This window comes from Enterovirga sp. CN4-39, assembly GCF_049446235.1.
Taxonomy (GTDB): domain Bacteria; phylum Pseudomonadota; class Alphaproteobacteria; order Rhizobiales; family Beijerinckiaceae; genus Enterovirga.
In genome coordinates this window covers 308,812-324,739 of the sequence record NZ_JBMSEF010000001.1, presented here as the reverse complement: position 1 = coordinate 324,739, position 15,928 = coordinate 308,812, and the positions used below count along the sequence as shown (strand labels likewise).

At 66.7% G+C, this 15,928-nt stretch carries 18 protein-coding genes and 2 tRNA genes; 3 read left to right on the top strand and 17 right to left on the bottom strand.

Annotated features, from left to right (window positions below):
* Positions 1-3: 3 nt before the first annotated feature.
* The 3 genes from ACO2SS_RS01675 to ACO2SS_RS01665 all read right to left on the bottom strand — a co-directional run bounded on the left by ACO2SS_RS01675 (position 4) and on the right by ACO2SS_RS01665 (position 2,708).
* A complete protein-coding gene (locus ACO2SS_RS01675) occupies positions 4-867 on the bottom strand; it encodes an SGNH/GDSL hydrolase family protein (RefSeq protein WP_423275812.1) in 864 nt (287 codons plus the stop codon).
* A gap of 117 nt (positions 868-984) precedes the next feature.
* A complete protein-coding gene (locus tag ACO2SS_RS01670) occupies positions 985-1,347 on the bottom strand; it encodes a hypothetical protein (protein WP_423275811.1) in 363 nt (120 codons plus the stop codon).
* Between the two features lie 5 nt (positions 1,348-1,352).
* Entirely contained in the window at positions 1,353-2,708 is a 1,356-nt protein-coding gene (locus tag ACO2SS_RS01665; protein ID WP_423275810.1) for a sulfite oxidase, read from the bottom strand.
* A gap of 133 nt (positions 2,709-2,841) precedes the next feature.
* On the opposite strand from ACO2SS_RS01665, the gene ACO2SS_RS01660 reads away from it, so the two are divergent.
* Positions 2,842-3,510, top strand: coding sequence for a spermidine synthase (locus ACO2SS_RS01660; protein WP_423275809.1), 669 nt, complete (start codon positions 2,842-2,844; stop codon positions 3,508-3,510).
* A 39-nt stretch (positions 3,511-3,549) separates the two neighbouring features.
* Here the strand turns inward: ACO2SS_RS01660 and ACO2SS_RS01655 are convergent, their stop codons facing one another.
* The 8 genes from ACO2SS_RS01655 to ACO2SS_RS01620 form a co-directional block, all read right to left on the bottom strand.
* Positions 3,550-3,912 carry a hypothetical protein gene (locus ACO2SS_RS01655; RefSeq protein ID WP_423275808.1) on the bottom strand — a complete coding sequence of 121 codons (363 nt, stop codon included), beginning with the start codon at positions 3,910-3,912 and terminating at the stop codon, positions 3,550-3,552.
* Positions 3,913-3,988: 76 nt separating this feature from the next.
* Positions 3,989-4,081 (bottom strand) — tRNA-Ser (locus tag ACO2SS_RS01650).
* A gap of 37 nt (positions 4,082-4,118) precedes the next feature.
* On the bottom strand, positions 4,119-4,922 hold the full coding sequence (locus ACO2SS_RS01645; RefSeq protein ID WP_423275807.1) for a glycosyltransferase family 2 protein: 804 nt from the start codon (positions 4,920-4,922) through the stop codon (positions 4,119-4,121).
* 35 nt (positions 4,923-4,957) lie between these two features.
* On the bottom strand, positions 4,958-5,794 hold the full coding sequence (locus ACO2SS_RS01640) for a 3-keto-5-aminohexanoate cleavage protein (protein ID WP_423275806.1): 837 nt from the start codon (positions 5,792-5,794) through the stop codon (positions 4,958-4,960).
* A gap of 66 nt (positions 5,795-5,860) precedes the next feature.
* Positions 5,861-6,487, bottom strand: coding sequence for a protocatechuate 3,4-dioxygenase subunit alpha (gene pcaG / locus ACO2SS_RS01635; protein ID WP_423275805.1), 627 nt, complete (start codon positions 6,485-6,487; stop codon positions 5,861-5,863).
* The gene (gene pcaH / locus ACO2SS_RS01630) at positions 6,477-7,190 is read right to left on the bottom strand and encodes a protocatechuate 3,4-dioxygenase subunit beta (protein ID WP_423275804.1); all 714 of its coding nucleotides are present in this window, start codon (positions 7,188-7,190) and stop codon (positions 6,477-6,479) included. The genes pcaG and pcaH overlap by 11 nt, the downstream gene beginning before the upstream one ends.
* Before the next feature lie 116 nt (positions 7,191-7,306).
* A tRNA-Phe gene (locus tag ACO2SS_RS01625) sits at positions 7,307-7,382 on the bottom strand.
* Positions 7,383-7,418: 36 nt separating this feature from the next.
* Entirely contained in the window at positions 7,419-7,649 is a 231-nt protein-coding gene (locus tag ACO2SS_RS01620; RefSeq protein WP_423276218.1) for a DNA gyrase inhibitor YacG, read from the bottom strand.
* A gap of 141 nt (positions 7,650-7,790) precedes the next feature.
* On the opposite strand from ACO2SS_RS01620, the gene ACO2SS_RS01615 reads away from it, so the two are divergent.
* Entirely contained in the window at positions 7,791-8,228 is a 438-nt protein-coding gene (locus ACO2SS_RS01615; RefSeq protein ID WP_423275803.1) for a hypothetical protein, read from the top strand.
* 8 nt (positions 8,229-8,236) lie between these two features.
* Here ACO2SS_RS01615 and ACO2SS_RS01610 read toward each other — a convergent pair whose 3' ends face one another.
* Both ACO2SS_RS01610 and ACO2SS_RS01605 read right to left on the bottom strand, forming a co-directional pair.
* Complete coding sequence (locus ACO2SS_RS01610) at positions 8,237-9,760, bottom strand: AMP-binding protein (protein ID WP_423275802.1); 1,524 nt, start codon at positions 9,758-9,760, stop codon at positions 8,237-8,239.
* Complete coding sequence (locus ACO2SS_RS01605) at positions 9,720-10,418, bottom strand: Maf family nucleotide pyrophosphatase (RefSeq protein ID WP_423275801.1); 699 nt, start codon at positions 10,416-10,418, stop codon at positions 9,720-9,722. The genes ACO2SS_RS01610 and ACO2SS_RS01605 overlap by 41 nt, the downstream gene beginning before the upstream one ends.
* A gap of 97 nt (positions 10,419-10,515) precedes the next feature.
* Here ACO2SS_RS01605 and ACO2SS_RS01600 point away from each other — a divergent pair, with 97 nt between their 5' ends.
* Positions 10,516-10,872: a hypothetical protein gene (locus ACO2SS_RS01600; protein WP_423275800.1), complete on the top strand. Its 357-nt coding sequence runs from the start codon at positions 10,516-10,518 to the stop codon at positions 10,870-10,872.
* On the opposite strand, the gene ACO2SS_RS01595 is transcribed toward ACO2SS_RS01600, so the two are convergent.
* From ACO2SS_RS01595 to ACO2SS_RS01580, 4 genes are all read right to left on the bottom strand, one after another.
* On the bottom strand, positions 10,873-11,721 hold the full coding sequence (locus ACO2SS_RS01595) for a CDP-alcohol phosphatidyltransferase family protein (RefSeq protein ID WP_423275799.1): 849 nt from the start codon (positions 11,719-11,721) through the stop codon (positions 10,873-10,875). It lies immediately after the preceding gene.
* 69 nt (positions 11,722-11,790) lie between these two features.
* On the bottom strand, positions 11,791-12,492 hold the full coding sequence (locus tag ACO2SS_RS01590; protein ID WP_423275798.1) for a phosphatidylserine decarboxylase: 702 nt from the start codon (positions 12,490-12,492) through the stop codon (positions 11,791-11,793).
* A 57-nt stretch (positions 12,493-12,549) separates the two neighbouring features.
* Positions 12,550-14,475 carry an ABCB family ABC transporter ATP-binding protein/permease gene (locus ACO2SS_RS01585; protein WP_423275797.1) on the bottom strand — a complete coding sequence of 642 codons (1,926 nt, stop codon included), beginning with the start codon at positions 14,473-14,475 and terminating at the stop codon, positions 12,550-12,552.
* A gap of 72 nt (positions 14,476-14,547) precedes the next feature.
* Positions 14,548-15,534: a LysM peptidoglycan-binding domain-containing protein gene (locus ACO2SS_RS01580; protein ID WP_423275796.1), complete on the bottom strand. Its 987-nt coding sequence runs from the start codon at positions 15,532-15,534 to the stop codon at positions 14,548-14,550.
* Between the last annotated feature and the right edge of the window lie 394 nt (positions 15,535-15,928).

The window sequence follows — 15,928 nt, the reverse complement described above, 5'->3', positions numbered from 1 at the left end:
CGGTCAGCCGCGAATTTCTGCCAGCGCTGCGGCGGGGGCCGACAGCGGTTCGCCGACGATCCCGCGGGTCCGCATCGTGCGGTCGACACCCTCGGTCACGCTGCGGCCGAGGGCGTCCGCGAGGCAGTGATAGCCGAGATCGCCCATGTGGAAGCTGTCCGCCGACAGCATTCTTCCCAGAAGGGCCGGATCGCGCTCGGCCCAGAGCTTCATCAGCTTGTAGCGCGGGAAGACAGGCACGCTGTGCTCCCCGGCGACGGTCGTCACGAGCGCGACATAGCGCTCGTACTGGCGCAGGTCACCGATCTTGGGGAAGAATTGTTGGTCGACGATGACGAGGTCCGAACCGGCCGCCCGGACCAGCGCGATGCCGCGTTCGAGGAGGGATCGGAACTGGCCCTCGTCCCCGCCCCTCAAGGCATCGTTGGTACCGACCTGCCAGAGCACCAGCGCTGGCTTCGCCGGCTCGGCCATCAGGCGCTCGAGGCGCGCCAGCGTTTGATCCGCCGTCTCGCCGCCGATCCCGGCGTTGAGCACGTCGATGCGGCGGCCGCGCCACGCGGAGCGGAGCTCGCGCTCCAGCTGCGCCGGATAGGCGTGGTCGGGCCCGCTCGCACCCGCTCCCTGCGTGGAGGAGGAGCCGATGGCGAGGAGGCGAACTGGCTTGCCGGCCGTGAGCGTGTCGGACAGCAATCGGAAGGCAGAGGGCCGGGTCAGGGAGAGGCGGTCGTTGCCGCAGGCGAGGTCCGAAGCCCGCCCGGGCGTTGGGCTGATCGCGGAGGCGAGCACGACAACCGTCACGGCCCCAGCGGCGCCGAGCAGTCGCAGACGGGACCAGGCCCGGATCAAGCCGGCTTTTCCGATCATTCTCGATGCCGCCCCAGCCAGATGGGCAATTCTGCCTCTGGCACCGATGGTCATGGAGCAGAGTTGAACCTGACCTGAACGTCGGCCGACGCGGCCTCGGGGCGGCGACGCGAACGGCTACTGGGGCACGAACGGGTTCCTGAACCCGCCGGCGCGCGAAGGCGCCTTGGGCGGGTGATGCTTGGCGAGATAGTCGAGGATCAGGTCGCGGTCGGCTCCCTGGATGTCCGGCATATTGTGCCGCTCTGTCATCCAGGTGAGGGTCTCGTCCCAGCGCTCCCGTGTCATGCCCTGGTTGGAGACGATCCTGTAGCCGTGGCAGGCCGTGCATAGGCCGAAGGTCTCATCCCGCCCGGGCGTGTCGGGCAGGTCCTCGAGGCGCTCGTCCTGCGGCTTGAAGGCGGTTTGCGCGCCTGCATCGGGCACGGCCAATGCCGTCCCGAGCGCAAGCGCAGTGGCGATCGCGATCTTTCGCGGCACGCTGATCAGCCGACCAGGATCGCGACCCGGTGCATGGCGTTTCCGCCATAACCCTGTGGGTTCCAGCCGGCCGCAACGGGCGGCTGCATGCGACCCTCAGAATCCGTTCCGCGCGTCCAGATCTCGAAATAGCCGTCGGACGGGAGGCTCAGTTTAGCCGTCCAGCGATTCCAGTCGTAGCGGTTCCGCGCCGGGGCCAGCGTCGCGGGAGTCCAGGTCTGGCCGAAATCGGTGGAGAGGTCGACGCGGGAGACGGTCAGGTCGCCCGCCCAGGCGGCGCCCCGAACTGGAATTTCCCGCGTGCCGGAGGGCAGGCGCGTCCCGTTCATGGGCGAGGTGGTGATCGACCGCACCGGCATTGATTCGAGAATGCGGAAGTCCTTCTCGTCAGGCTTGCCACCCGGCACCATCGGCTTTGTCGGTACCCGGTAGGACGTCCCAGTCATGCCCTGGCCGTCATGCTCCCGGTCGCGGAGAGAGATGCGCGTCACCCACTTGTGCGACAGCGATCCCGGCCAGCCCGGGACGAGCAGGCGGAGTGGACCGCCGTGGACGTTCGGCAGCGGCTCGCCATTCATCGCGAAGACGAGGAGGTTGTGCTCCTCCATGGCCTTGGGCAGGCGCATGCCGCGGGACAGTGAATCCTTGCTCGTGTCTCCGGAGAGATGCGGATCCGCCCCGTAATGGGCCGTGTACCTCGCGCTGTCCTTCACGCCGGCCGCCTTCAGGACGTCGGCAAGCGGGATCCCGGTCCATTCGGCGCAGCCCGCCCCGCCATTGGTCCACGGGTTGCCTCGCGCCTCCGGCTGGAACGCCGAGCGGCCATTCCCGCCGCATTCCAGCACCATGCGATAGGTCCTGGGCGAGAACCGCGCCTTCAACTCGCCGAGCGTCAGTTCCAGCTTCTGATCGACCTCGCCATCGACGACCAGCTTCCAGGCATCGGGATTGGTCGCGGCCTCGGGCATCTGGCCGTTATTGCGAATGAAGAACTTGGCCGTAGGCGTCGTCTCATCGTCGAGGAGGTGCTCCGGCGTCTCGGCGACGAGCGGCCGCTCGCCGAGAACGACGAGGCCCTTCTCCTTGCCGGGAAAGTCGAGGATCTGCGGTCCCGAGGTGCGCTTGGCAGAGCCACCGGCCGGGGCGGCGCCGGCCTGGGCGAGGGCTGCAGGGACGAGCCCTACCGGCATCTCCGCCTCGAAAGGAATGGTTGCGCCGATCGCGGCCCCGACCCCGCCAAGGGCGGTCGCGCCGAGCAGGCCGCGCCGGTTGACCAGCCTCCGGCCGAAAACCACGGCATCGGCGCGCTCGGGATCGTCTCGAAAAAGCTCCTCGAGCGACCGCTCCAGCATCTTCGGCATCATCATCCTCCCCCGGTGCCGCCGCGATCTCGCGCGTCGCTGGCCCACAACACTTACCGCGATCCTAGGCCGGGGCTCTCTCGTCTGTGAAGATGGACTGGCATCCTGGTTGGGGCGCCCTTAGTTCCGAGGGATGATCCCCTGGATTCACCTCGATACCGCCCGCATCCCAGGTGGCGGCGAACTCCGCCTCATGCAGCGGGGAACCGAGTTCTCCATCCGGCTCGGCCAGAACGAGCTCATGAATACCCGCCTCTTCACCTCGGAAGAGGCGCTCGCCCAGCTCGTCTGCGAGCGGCTCCGCACGCCCCGGCCGCAGGTGTTGATCGGCGGTCTTGGCATGGGCTTCACGCTGCGGGCCGCCGAAGCGCTGCTCGGGCCCGAGGCGGCCATCACAGTGGCCGAACTCGTCCCGGCCGTCGTCGAATGGGCCCGCGGACCGCTCTCCGGGATCTTCGGTGATTCTCTCGAAGATCCACGCGTGACGATCCACGAAGGGGACGTGGCCGCGCTCATCCGCAGGTCCCGCCAGCAATGGGACGCCATCCTGCTCGATGTTGACAACGGCCCCGATGGGCTGACCGTCGAGGCCAACGATGCGCTTTACGATCACGCCGGCCTGGGCGCCGCCCGGGCCGCGCTGAAGTCCGGCGGATTGCTCGCCGTGTGGTCGTCCGGGCCGGACCGCCACTTCACCGAGAGGCTCCGCAGGACCGGATTCGCCGTCGAGGAGGTGAAGGTACGCGCCCGGGCCGGGGGCGGCGGCGGTTCGCGCCACGTCATCTGGCTGGCCCGGCGCTGAGGCGCTGATCACCGGCGAGGAGCGAGCCTCGCGACGCGCCTACCGGAGTTCTGGGGCGCGCTCAGGCTCGTGGATCTTCCGCAGGGTCGCACGGAAATCGACCTTCACCGCGTCGGGCGAGATTCCGATCAAGGTAGCCGGGTCTTCGGCGAAGTTGCCGTGGAGGGCGAGAGTGAACGTCTCCAGTCCGAACGACGAGGTCAGCTTCGGATTGTCCGTGTGGGTGCTGACCTGAATGTCGGCAGAGAGCATGTCGCCCGAAAGGCTGTAGAAGCCGGAATAGGCCATCCGGGAATCTCCGCCGCGAAACCGGCCGTTCTCGAGGATGACGACGCCATAGCCCGCACCGAGATTCGTCGAGAAGGCGATGGCGTACATGCCCTCGCGATGATCCGCCGCCATTCAAGCCTCGGAGATGCCCGCGAGAATGACGCGCCGACTCGGCGTCATCCCGGTTCGCCAGGCAGAAAGTCAGGGCTGGCGGAGACGGAGGGATTCGAACCCTCGATACGGCTTTTGGCCGTATAACGGTTTAGCAAACCGCCGCCTTCAGCCTCTCGGCCACGTCTCCGTTGGGCGGGGTTCCTCGCACGTCGCCGGCCCTCCCGTCAACGAACGCCGCGCGATCCGCTGCCTTTCCCCTGGATTCGCCTGCGCTCGTAGTGCTTGGCCAGCCGGAGATGGCGCGAGATGGCGTAGTTCACCGCGGTCAGGAAACCATAGGTGCCTCGCACGAAGTGCCGGCGACCGAGATACGCCTTCAGGAACGCCGCGGGGAATTCGAAGAATAATCGCCAGGTCGGGATCTGGACGCCGCGCGCCTCCAGATCGTCGGCTTGCTGGTTCGAGTAGCGGTTCAGCTTCTCAAGCTGGTCTCCAAGAGACCGGACGGAGAAGTGATGCAGCTTGTGGCGCAGGCGTCCTACGCTGACGCCATCCTCGAGTTCGACCCGATCATGAACCGGAGAAGCAGAGTAGCGTCCCCTGCTCCGGCGATAGAGCCGGACCGGCCAGAGGGTATAGGCCAGCGGATGAGGCCGGCCCTCCCCCGGGAATATCTCGGCGATGCCGATTCGAAAGGCGTCCGGGGCCGCCCCTCCCGGCTGGCGAAAGAGGCCGCGAATCTCGGCCACTAGTTCAGGCGGCGCGACCTCGTCGGCATCGAGGTTGAGCAGCCAGTCATGGCGGCACTGCTCCTCGGCGAAGCGCTTCTGCGGCCCGTAGCCCTCCCAATCCCGGTGAACGACACGCGCCCCCAGTGAGCGGGCGAGTTCGATCGTGCCGTCCGTCGACCCCGAATCGACCACAACGAGATCGTCCGTGAGTTCCCGGACGGCACGTAGGGTGTCGCCCAGCCGATCGACCTCGTTCTTCGCAATGACGAAAACGGAGAGGGGGAGCGTATCAGTCATGTCTCACGAGAGACGTCCGTCCCCCGGGCCTCATCTCAGGCCGGATTGGACCGAAGACCGAGAAGCTGCCGTGCCTCGGTCGCGTTTGCCACCCGGCGCCCGTGGCGGGTGATTCTCTCCGCCGCGAGCGTGACGAGTTCCGCATTGCTCGCTGCCAGCCGATCCTTGGTGACGCGGATGTTGTCCTCGAGGCCGGTACGAACGGCATCCGCTCCCCGTGCCAGCGCCCAATCCATCACCACGGCCTGGTTGCGCCCGATCCCAGCGGCCGTCCAGGTGGCATTCGGCAGGACGCGCTTCGTCTCTGCCAAGAGGGTGTCGACGAGATGCTCCTCGGCAGGCATCGCGTTCTTTACGCCCATCACGAACTGGACGTGCGGGCGATCGTTCATCAGGCCTGCATCCACCAGCCTGCGAGCGCCATGGATGTGCGACAGATCGAAGATCTCGATCTCGGGCAAAATGCCATTGTCGCGCATCTTCGTGGCCAGATCCTCCACCAGGGTCGGGTGGTTCTCGTAGATGATCGTGGGGAAATTGACCGAGCCGGTCGAGAGCGATGCCATGTCCGGCTTGAGGTAGAGCGAGGATCCGCGAGCCGCCTGGTCGCGTCCGCGCCCTCCGGTCGAGAACTGGATGATCATCCCGGGGCAATGCTTGGCCACACCCTCCTGCACGGCCGCGAAGCGGGCAGGATCGGAGGACGGCGTCTCGTCGTCGTTGCGCACGTGGATGTGCACGAGCGTCGCACCGGCCTCGAAGGCCTGGTGTGTCGATTCGATCTGCTCCGATGGCGTGGTCGGGACGGCCGGATTGTCCTTCTTGCGCGGAACGGAGCCGGTGATCGCGACAGCAATGACGACGGGATTCATGTCAGACTTCTCTCTGGGGGAATGCGGCTTCTCTCTAACGGCGAGCAGCGCGGCGCAATTGCCCTGCTAGGCCTCGAAGAACACCGTCTCGCCTTCTCCCTGAAGGCGGATGTTGAAGGTGTAGACGGTCTCCTCCCCGCGCTCCCGCCGGGTCGCGATCAGCGTCGGAACGCGGTCCTCCGGTACAAGCGCCAGGATCGGATCGGCTGCGTTGGCAGCCTCGCCCTCGAAATAGATGCGGGTAAAGAGCTGCTTGAGGAGCCCCCGGGCGAATACGCTGACGTTGATGTGGGGCGCCTGCAGGCTGCCATTCGGCCCCGGTACCTGGCCCGGCTTCACGGTCTCGAACGAGAAGAAGCCGTTCGAATCGACATCGCTGCGGCCGAATCCGGTGAATGAGGAGTTGGCCCCGTGCTGGCGCGCGCCGGCGGAATACCGCCCCTCCCCATCCGCCTGCCAGATCTCGAGCATAGCGTCGATGATCGGCTCGCCATCGCCGTCGATCACGTAGCCCTCGATGCGGATCGCCTTGCCGGACGCGTCCGCCGTACGGAGATCCGTAGAGAAGATTTCGTTGAGCTCGTAGTCGTGCGGCGTCAGCGCGTAGGCGAAGAACGGCCCGACCGTCTGCGACGGGGTAACGCCGTCGGGGTTCTCGGGTTGGACGCCATACCGGCGGGCCTCAGTCATCATGCGGCTCCTCGACCGGCGTCGCGTCGCGCCCGCGGAGCACGAAGTCAAACTGGTAGCCGAGCGCCCATTCCGGCTCAGTCGTGTTCATATCGAATCGCGCGATCAACCGGTTGCGCGCACGCTCGTCCGAAATCGCGTTGAAGATCGGGTCGAAGGGGAAGAGCGGATCCCCCGGGAAGTACATCTGCGTCACCACCCGGCTGAGGAACGAGGAGCCGAAGAGCGAGAAGTGGATATGCGCCGGCCGCCAGGCGTTCGGGTGATTTCGCCACGGATATGCGCCCGGCTTGACGGTGGTGAAGCGGTAGCGGCCCTGCGAGTCGGTCACGACGCGCCCTGCCCCGGAAAAGTTAGGGTCCAGCGGCGCGGGGTGCTGGTCCCGTACGTGGATGTAGCGGCCGGCGGCATTGGCCTGCCAGATTTCGACCAGAGTGTCCGGGACGGGCCGGCCGGCCTCGTCCAGCACACGACCGGAGACGATGATGCGCTCCCCGAGCGGCTCGCCCGCATGCTGGCGCGTCAAGTCGTTGTCGCCCTCGCGAACGATCTCGTGGCCATAGACCGGGCCCGTCAGCTCAGACAACGTCTGGGGAATGATGACGAGCGGCTGAGACGGGGCGCGCTTCCGGGTCGAAGCGTAATCGGGATGGAGGTACGGGGGGTGAGCCGAGAGGCTAGCCCTCTCGAAGACCGTCTCGCTCATGGGCCTCTCCGCTGACCGGCGACGCGGCTGGTTTCGCGCCTAGAGGAGCCGCGTGCAAGACATTCCTGCGCGAGATGAGACGCGCTCGGAAGGACGGGGCTTAGCTAGAAGGGAGATGGTGCCCAGGGGCGGAATCGAACCACCGACACTGCGATTTTCAGTCGCATGCTCTACCAACTGAGCTACCTGGGCGTCCCGGCACCGGACGTGTCCGGTGGGGAGGCCGGCTTATAGTAAGCCTTGTGAGCGCTGTCTAGCGACCTCGGCGATTTCTGTTGGATCCGGGCGCTCCTCGTCCTCGCCGACCGGAATGGCGTAGCGATTCTGCAGCCAGCGCTGCAGGTCGACATCGGCGCAGCGAGCCGAACAGAACGGCCGGAAGCGTGGGGAGCGCGGCGCTCGGCAGGTGGGGCAGGCCGGCTCGCGTTTCGTCTCGTTCACCTTGGCGGAAACCTCCATTGCGTGGGCGCTCACGTCAGGCCCTTCACGCAGCCCCAGAACGGCCAGATGGACAACGGCTGCTTCGGGTGTGGGGCCGGCTAGGCACGACGTGGAATCTCCGGGTAGGTTGATCGAAGATCTCCCACTATGCGGTTGTACATGCTGCCTTCCCTGAAGCGAATTGCGTGCGGTGTCGCGCTCGCCCTCCCGCTGGCCGCCTGCAACAACGAGTTCTCCCTGAATTGCGCGACGCCCAAGGGAAACTACCTGCTGATGGTGAAGCCGGGGGTGCCCTGGGTCCCCCTGATGAAACCTTCGGTCAAGTGGGTGAGCACGGCAAACGTGCACGACCTGGATGTGCTCCGGTCCGACGACTACCAGGTGCTGGGTGAGCTTCGGACGCGGATCGCCGACTGGCCTGCCGAGACCGACCGGCAGACCTTCGTGGTGAACCGCATCACGAGCGAATTCAGGACATCGTACCTGCGGCAGCCGAAACCCGGCGAAGAGGCAAAAGGCTCGCAGGTTCCAGGTGAGGATGTCGCGATCGAGGTGGTGAACGGGAGCTGCGCGAGGACATTCCCGCAGCGCCTCTGAGCCGCCAGTCACACCGGGGGCGGGTTGGCCATTTCCTTGTCGCGCGCCCGCAGTTCCGTCTTGAGGACCTTGCCGTAATTGTTCTTCGGAAGGCTTTCGACGAAGACGTAGTCCTTGGGGCGCTTGAAGCGGGCTATCTGGGATAGGCAGAGCTGGTCGAGCTCCGGGGCAGAAGCCTCCCCGACCACATAGGCGACGACGACCTCGCCCCAATCCGAGTCGGCACGGCCGATGACGGAGACCTCCCGCACGCCCGGATGGGTCAGCAAAACCTCTTCCACCTCGCGGGGATAGATGTTGGTGCCCCCGGAGATCACCACATCCTTCGAGCGGTCCTTCAGGGTGAGATAGCCCTGCGGGTCGAAGGACCCGACATCGCCCGTGTGGAGCAATCCTCCGCGCAAGGTCGAGGCCGTCGCCTCCTCGTTCTGCCAGTAGCCCAGCATCACGGCATCTCCGCGCGCGACCACCTCGCCGGTCTCACCCGCCGGAAGCGCCCTCCCCTCGCCATCGGCCGCGTGGGTCTCGATCCCTCCGTAGGCGCGCCCCACGGAGGCGAGTCTCGCCAGCCAATCGCGATGGTTGCGATCGGCGATCTCTGCTTTCGACAGGGTCGTGATCGTCATGGGGCTTTCGCCCTGCCCGTAGATCTGGGCGAAGCGCGGCCCGAAGCGATCGAGCGCAGCGAGGGAATCCTCCACGTACATGGGCGCTCCGCCGTAGATGATGGTGCGGATCGATTCCGGGTCGAATTCGCGCGCGCCTGCGACGAGCCGCTTCACCATGGTCGGGGCGGCGAACATCGACATCCCGCGCCACTTCGCGAAGGTCTCCGCGATCTCGTCCGGCTCGAACCCTCCGCTCTCAGGCACGACGTTGATCCCGCCCCGCAGCACATGGGCCATGATGTACAGCCCCGAGCCGTGGCTCATCGGAGCTGCGTGGAGGATCGAGTTGCCCCGTGCGATCGGGTCCACCTCGAGTGCGTAGGCGAAGGAGGCGGCCATCAGGTTGCCGTGGCTCAGCATCGCGCCCTTAGGCCGACCCGTCGTACCGCTGGTGTAGAAGAGCCAGGCGAGATCGTGCTGCCCTCGCGGCGCGATCGGCACGGCGCTGCCGGACGCCAGGGCCTCGAAGGCCTGGCCGTCCAGCCGGATCATCCGCTCCAGGGAAGCGGGCGCGTGGCTTGCGGCCGCGCTCTCGGTGTCGCTCGAGACGAAACAGACGCGTGCCCCGGAATGCTCGAGCACGTAGGCCAGTTCGGCCCCGTGCAGCTTGGCGTTCACCGGAACCGCGACCAGGCCCGCGTGCCAGATCGCGAACAGCGCCTCGACATAGGCCGGGTGGTTCTTGGCGAAGATCGCGACGCGATCGCCAAGCCCGAGCCCGAGATCGCCCGTCAGCGCTCCGGCGATTCGGGCAACCCGTGCGCCGAACGCCCCATATGTCCGCACGGTCGCGAGTGCGTGCCCGAGCGCTGGGGCATCCGGTTCAGCCTTCGCCGTGCGTTCGAGCCAAAGCGCGATGTTCATCCGGACCCACCCCCGTTTCCACCCATTTGCGACGGATTGGATAACCTTCTCCGCCCAGGAGGGAAGCCGTCTCGTAAAGAGGGAGCCCTACGACGGAGCTGTACGACCCGACGAGGCCGAGCACGAAAGCGGCTGCGAAGCCCTGGATGGCATAGCCGCCGGCCTTCCCGCTCCATTCCCGCGAGGCGAGGTAGGCGGCGACCTCCTCTTCCGAGAGGCGCTTGAACTTCACCCGGGTCTCGACGAGCCGCTCGCGAACCCGCCCCGCGGGCGTGACGAGGCAGAGGCCCGTGTAGACGCGATGGGCACGACCCGAAAGAAGGAGGAGGCACCTTCGCGCCTCGTCCTCCGTCTCCGCCTTGGGGAGAATGCGGCGCCCGACGCCGACGACGGTGTCGGCTGCAAGCAGGTAGGATCCGGTCTTCGGCCCGAGAGCATCCGCCTTTTCGCGGGCAAGTCGCCGGGCAAGATCGCGCGGCAACTCACCCCTGCGCGGCGTCTCGTCGATCTCTGCGGCGCTGACCTCGTCGGGCTCGATCCCGATCTGCCGCAGGAGCGCCAAACGACGGGGCGATGCCGAGGCGAGCACCAGCCGAGGCGCACTACTCCCGGACTCGCTTGCGACCGGAGCCCCTACCGCATCGATACCCGCTTCCACGTCCCACCTTGTCTGCCGCAATCGGCCGGGAACTTAGAGAGGGCCGGCGAGCTTGTGAACCGCGACCGCCTTTGCGGCCGACCAGCACGGAGCCGTCATGTCCCGCAAGCTTGACCACGCGATCGCCGAAGCTGCACGCGAAACGAGCGAAGCCGTCACCGACAGCATCGTGACCATCGCGGCGCGCCTCCCGATCCTGGCGAGAGCTGCCCTCATGCCGACCCCGGACGGCTTGGCGGAATGGCACAGAGCCTCCTCCGAGAAGCTGGTCGCCGCCTGGGAAGGGGCATTTGCAGTAGGCGCAGCCTGGAACGCCATGCTGTGGCGGACGCTGATTTCGCCCGCCACGCCTACAGGAATGGCCCACGAGGCGCTGGTCCTCGTCCGGGCGGCCTCAAGGCCCGGTCATGACCGCGTTCGCGCGAATGCAGAGAGGCTCGGTCGCCTCCGGTAGCTACAAGGCGGGGTTCTCCGGGTCCGCCTTTTCCTGCGCCACCACCGGCACGCTGGCATGCTCCCGTCGCAACCGGCGGAAATGCATGACGCCGAGCGGGATCGTTCCCAGGTAGAAGGCCGTGATGATGACGAGCGCCTCGAAGGGGAAGCTCACCACAAGCCCGAACACGGCGACCGTCAGCACGAAAATCGGCAGCACCCAGTCCCGCGGGATCCGCTTGCCCCAGGTCTTTCCCGAATAGGTCGGGACGGTCGACACCATCAGCAGGGCGATCACCAGCACGTAGCCAAGGATGACGGGCAGAAACATCCAGTCCGACGGCCACCCGAGAAAGTGCAGGTAGATCGGCAGGAGCACGGTTCCGGCGCCCGCCGGAGCAGGCATGCCGACGAAGAAGTCCTTTCGCCATTCCGGCCGGTCGGGATCCTCGATCATCACATTGAAGCGCGCGAGCCTCAGCCCGGTCGCGATCGCAAAGATCAGCGCGACGATCCAGCCGAACGCCTTCGCGTCGTGCAGGATGAAGCTGTAGAGGACGAGCGCTGGCGCGACCCCGAAATTCACGAAATCGGCGAGAGAATCGAGCTCCGCCCCGAAACGGGACGTGCCCTTCAAGAGCCGTGCGACCCGACCATCGACCCCGTCCAGAACGGCCGCAACGACGATGGCGATGATCGCCGGCTCGAGCCGCCCTTCATAGGCGAGCCGAATCGCGGTCAGCCCGAGACAGAGCGCGATGAGCGTGATGAGATTGGGGGCGATCACCCGGAAAGGGACCGGCTTGTTGAACAACCGGCGCCGGGGTTCGACGGGATCAGGAACAAAAGGCTGCAGGATATCGCTCATGCCGCTCGGCTCATGCTCCCGGGAAGCTAAGTGCCGCACGATCAAGCGGCAACCAGCGGCGCGATCCAATCATGACGCGAGGTACATGCGAGGCGCTTCCGTGCCGCGCAGATCCGCGAGCACGGTCTCGCCGGCCACCGCCTTCTGCCCCACGCCAACGAGAACCTGAGTTCCAGTCGGCAGATAGACGTCCACGCGCGAGCCGAAGCGGATAAGCCCGAAACGCTGGCCGGTCGCGATGCTCTCGCCTTCCTTGACCCAGTCCACGATGCGCCGGGCAACGAGGCCTGCGATCTGGACGACACCGACCGACACGCCCTCCGTCTCGATCACGAGCGCATTGCGCTCATTGTGTTCGCTCGCCTTGTCGAGATCGGCGTTCAGGAACAGCCCGGGCGTGTAGGCGATCCGGGTTATGCGGCCATCCACGGGCGCCCGGTTCACGTGGCAGTCGAACACATTCATGAAGACGGAGATGCGGAGCATCGGGAGCTCGGGCAGGCCCATCTCCGTCGGCGGCACGACATCGGCGATCATGCTGATCCGGCCATCTGCGGGCGAGATGACGAGGCCGTCCCGCACCGGCGTGACGCGCTGCGGGTCGCGGAAGAAGTAGCAGACCCACAGCGTGACGATCAGGAGCACCCAGAAAAGCGGCGTCCAGAAGAAGCCCAGGATGACGGCCGCCGCGAATGCGATCGCGATGAACGGGTAGCCCTCGCGGCGGATCGGCACGAAGAGCCGCCGGATCGATTCGTAGATGTCTGTCATGTCGCCCTGTTTGGTGCCGCGCCTTGAACCCGCGGATTGCAGGATGAGTTGGGGGCGTCAACCGGCCATAGTCACGCGGAGCGAAGGCTGCTCGTCCGCCCTCGCCTTTTCCAAGGTCTCCATCGCCTCGGCGGCCTTGCGCTGCCGGTCCCACATTGCCGCATAGACGCCGTTGGCGGCCAGAAGGTCGCCATGCGTGCCCCGCTCCACGATGATCCCTCCATCGAGTACGATGATCTCGTCGGCCCCGACGACTGTCGAGAGGCGATGCGCGATCACGATGGTGGTCCTGTCCCGGGATACGCGCTCCAGCGCATCCTGAATGTCCTTCTCCGTGAACGAATCGAGCGCGGAGGTCGCTTCGTCGAGGATCAGGATCGGAGGCGCCTTGAGAATCGTCCGGGCTATGGCGACGCGCTGCTTCTCCCCGCCGGAGAGCTTGAGGCCACGCTCGCCGACCGGCGTGTCGTAGCCTTCGGGCAGGCTGCGGATGAAGCCATCGATCTGGGCGAGCTTCGCGGCTTCGGCGATCTCGGCCGGAGTGGCGTCGGCCCGACCATAGGCGATGTTGTAGCCGATCGTGTCGTTGAACAGCACCGTGTCCTGGGGGACCATGCCGATAGCCGCACGCAAGCTCGCCTGCTGGACCTCTGCAATGTTCTGTCCGTCGATGGTGATCCGGCCGCTGGTGGGCTCGTAGAACCGGAATAGCAGCCGTGAGATCGTCGACTTGCCGGCCCCGGAGGGCCCCACGATGGCCACCGTCCGGCCTGCGGGGATCGTGAAGCTGATGCCCTTCAGAATCGGCCGCGCGGGGATGTAGGCGAAGTGGACATTCTCGAAACGGACCTCGCCCTCGCGGACCAGAAGCGGCTGCGCACCCGGCCGATCCTGGATCTCCGGATGGCGCTCGATGATCCGGAACATGTCGTCGATGTCGATGAGCGCCTGTTTGATCTCCCGGTACAGCATGCCCATGAAGTTCAGCGGGATGTAGAGCTGCACGAGCATCGCGTTGACGAGCACGAAGCTCCCGACGGACACGCGGCCGGCCATGATGTCGCGGGCGGCGAGGAGCATGATGATCGTCATGCCCACCGAGAAGATTACGGCTTGGCCGGAGTTGAGCACGGCGAGCGACGTGTAGGTCTGCGTCGAGGCGCGTTCGTAGCGCTGCATCGAGCGGTCGTAACGCTCGGCTTCCCGACGCTCCGCCCCGAAGTATTTGACGGTCTCGTAGTTCAGCAGCGAATCGACAGCGCGGATATTCGCGTCCGTATCGGACTCGTTCATCTGCTTGCGGATCGAGATCCGCCACTCAGTGGCCTTGTAGGTGTAGCCGAGATAGACGGCGACCATGAGGATCACCACGACCGAGTAGAGCCAGTCGAACTCGTAGGCCAGGATCCCGATCACAAGGACGAACTCGATGATCGTCGGGATCAGTTGCAGGACGAAGAGGCGAGAGAGCTCCTCGATGCCGTTGCGCCCACGCTCCAGCACGCGCGTGAGGCCGCCGGTCTTGCGCTCCAGGTGGAAGCGGAGCGAGAGCGCGTGCATGTGTTCGAAAGTCTGCTGCGCCAGCCGACGCACGGCGTGCATCGCGACCTTGGCGAACAGACCGTCCCGAACCTGGGTCAGCAGCGCCTGCAGGGCTCGCGAGACGCCGTAGGCGATCGTGAGCACCAGCGGCGCCCCCCAGAGCCCGAACGGCAGGTCGAGGACCCAGGCCGGCAGGCTCGCAGCTTCGGCCGGCGCAGCCTTTCCGGCGACGGCCACGAGCGCGTCGGTGGCCCACTTGAACGTGAAGGGCGTGACCATGGTCACGGCCTTCGCAACGAGCAGGAGGCCAAAGGCCAAATAGACACGACGCTGCAGCTCCGGCCGGCCGGAGGGCCAGAGATACGGCCACAGTCTCAGAAGCGTAGCGACGAGGCCGGGCCGGGGCTGCGGCGCCTCGAGGCCCGAAGGTGGGGCAAGCATTTTCTTATCCGGGTTGGCCCCGGATATATGTCAGGCCGTCGTCGCTTGCACGTGCGCTGGCGCAAGCCCTGGTCAGCGCTTCTGGGCCTCGTCGGCTGGCAGCACGAAGACCTGGCCAGGATAGATGAGGTGCGGGTTGCGGATCTGAGGCGTGTTCGCACCGAAGATGACGGTGTAGCGGAGCCCCTTTCCATAGACCCGTTTCGAGATGCGCCAGAGATTGTCCCCGCGAGCCACGATCGCGGTGTTGACCTCTGGGACCACCACCTGCCCAGGATCAGCAAGAGCGAGAGCAGTCCCGGAGGCAGGGCTCTCTCGAGGACCGGCTGGATCCGACGCCTGCGCTGGGGAATCGCTCGAGCGGGGTGCTGACGGTGCCGAGCGCGAGGTCGTACCGGCCGCGTCTGTTGCCCGACCGATGGGAGCGCCCGCAACGGCGACGGGTGGCGGCTGAGGCACGGAGAACGGCACCTCCGCCCGCGATTTCACCGCGCCTGTAACGGGATCGACATCGTCCAGGCGGACACGATAATCCCCGGGCTTCACTCCACGCCCGATCGCGAAGGAGAGGCGACCGTCGGGACCGGCCCCACCCGGTGCGACGAAGGCGTCGTTCAGGTAGAGGCGCACCGTGGCGCCAGGCGCCGCCTGCCCCGAGACGAACAGGCGACCCGCGCCTTCAGCCTCGACCGCGAAGATCCTGACCTCAGGGCGCTTCGCCGGCGCAGCAGGAGGTGGAGCCGAACCGTCCGGCTGGCGGGCCGCCGCCACTGTGTGTGCGGGCTGGGACGGAGCCGCCGCTGGCTCCTCCGGCTGCGAGAGGACGACCGTCGGCTGGTCGGGAGCTGCGATCGTGACGAGCGGCGCCTGCTTCTTATCGGTTCCGATGACGACCGTGACGCTCTGGGCGGACCGGATGCGCCCCTTGCCTTCCGGGACGTTCGTCTGCAGCACGAGGTCGTGCGATCCTTGAGGCAGTGGCGGCGGGACGAAGGCGAACAGCCCGGACGCATCGGCGATGACGCGCGCGAAAGGCTCGCCGTTTCGCAGCAATTCCACGGTCGCTCCCGGAGCTGCGCGCCCCGCGATCACGCTTTCGCCAGTGGGCTCGACGCGGACGACGTCAAAGGAGGGGTGCTTCGGTTCCGAGGCGTCCGCTTCCTTCGAGCCAGGCCCGGGAGCAGCCGGAGGCGTCGCGGAGGCTGCTGGCGCGGGGGCTACAGGAGCCGCGCCCGCCTCTGCCCCCCCAGGCTTTGCCGGAGGCACAGTGGCTCCTTGGACCGCCGAAGGAGCCACCGCGGGGCCGGCGCTCGCGCCCGCTGCAGGTTGCTGCTCCTGCGACACGACGCCCGAGGCACCGGGCCGGCGCGGCGACACGTCGTTGCGTGTGAAGTAGAAGCCCAGGGCGGCAGCGAATACCAAAGTCGCGAAGACCGGAATAAGAGCCCTGGCG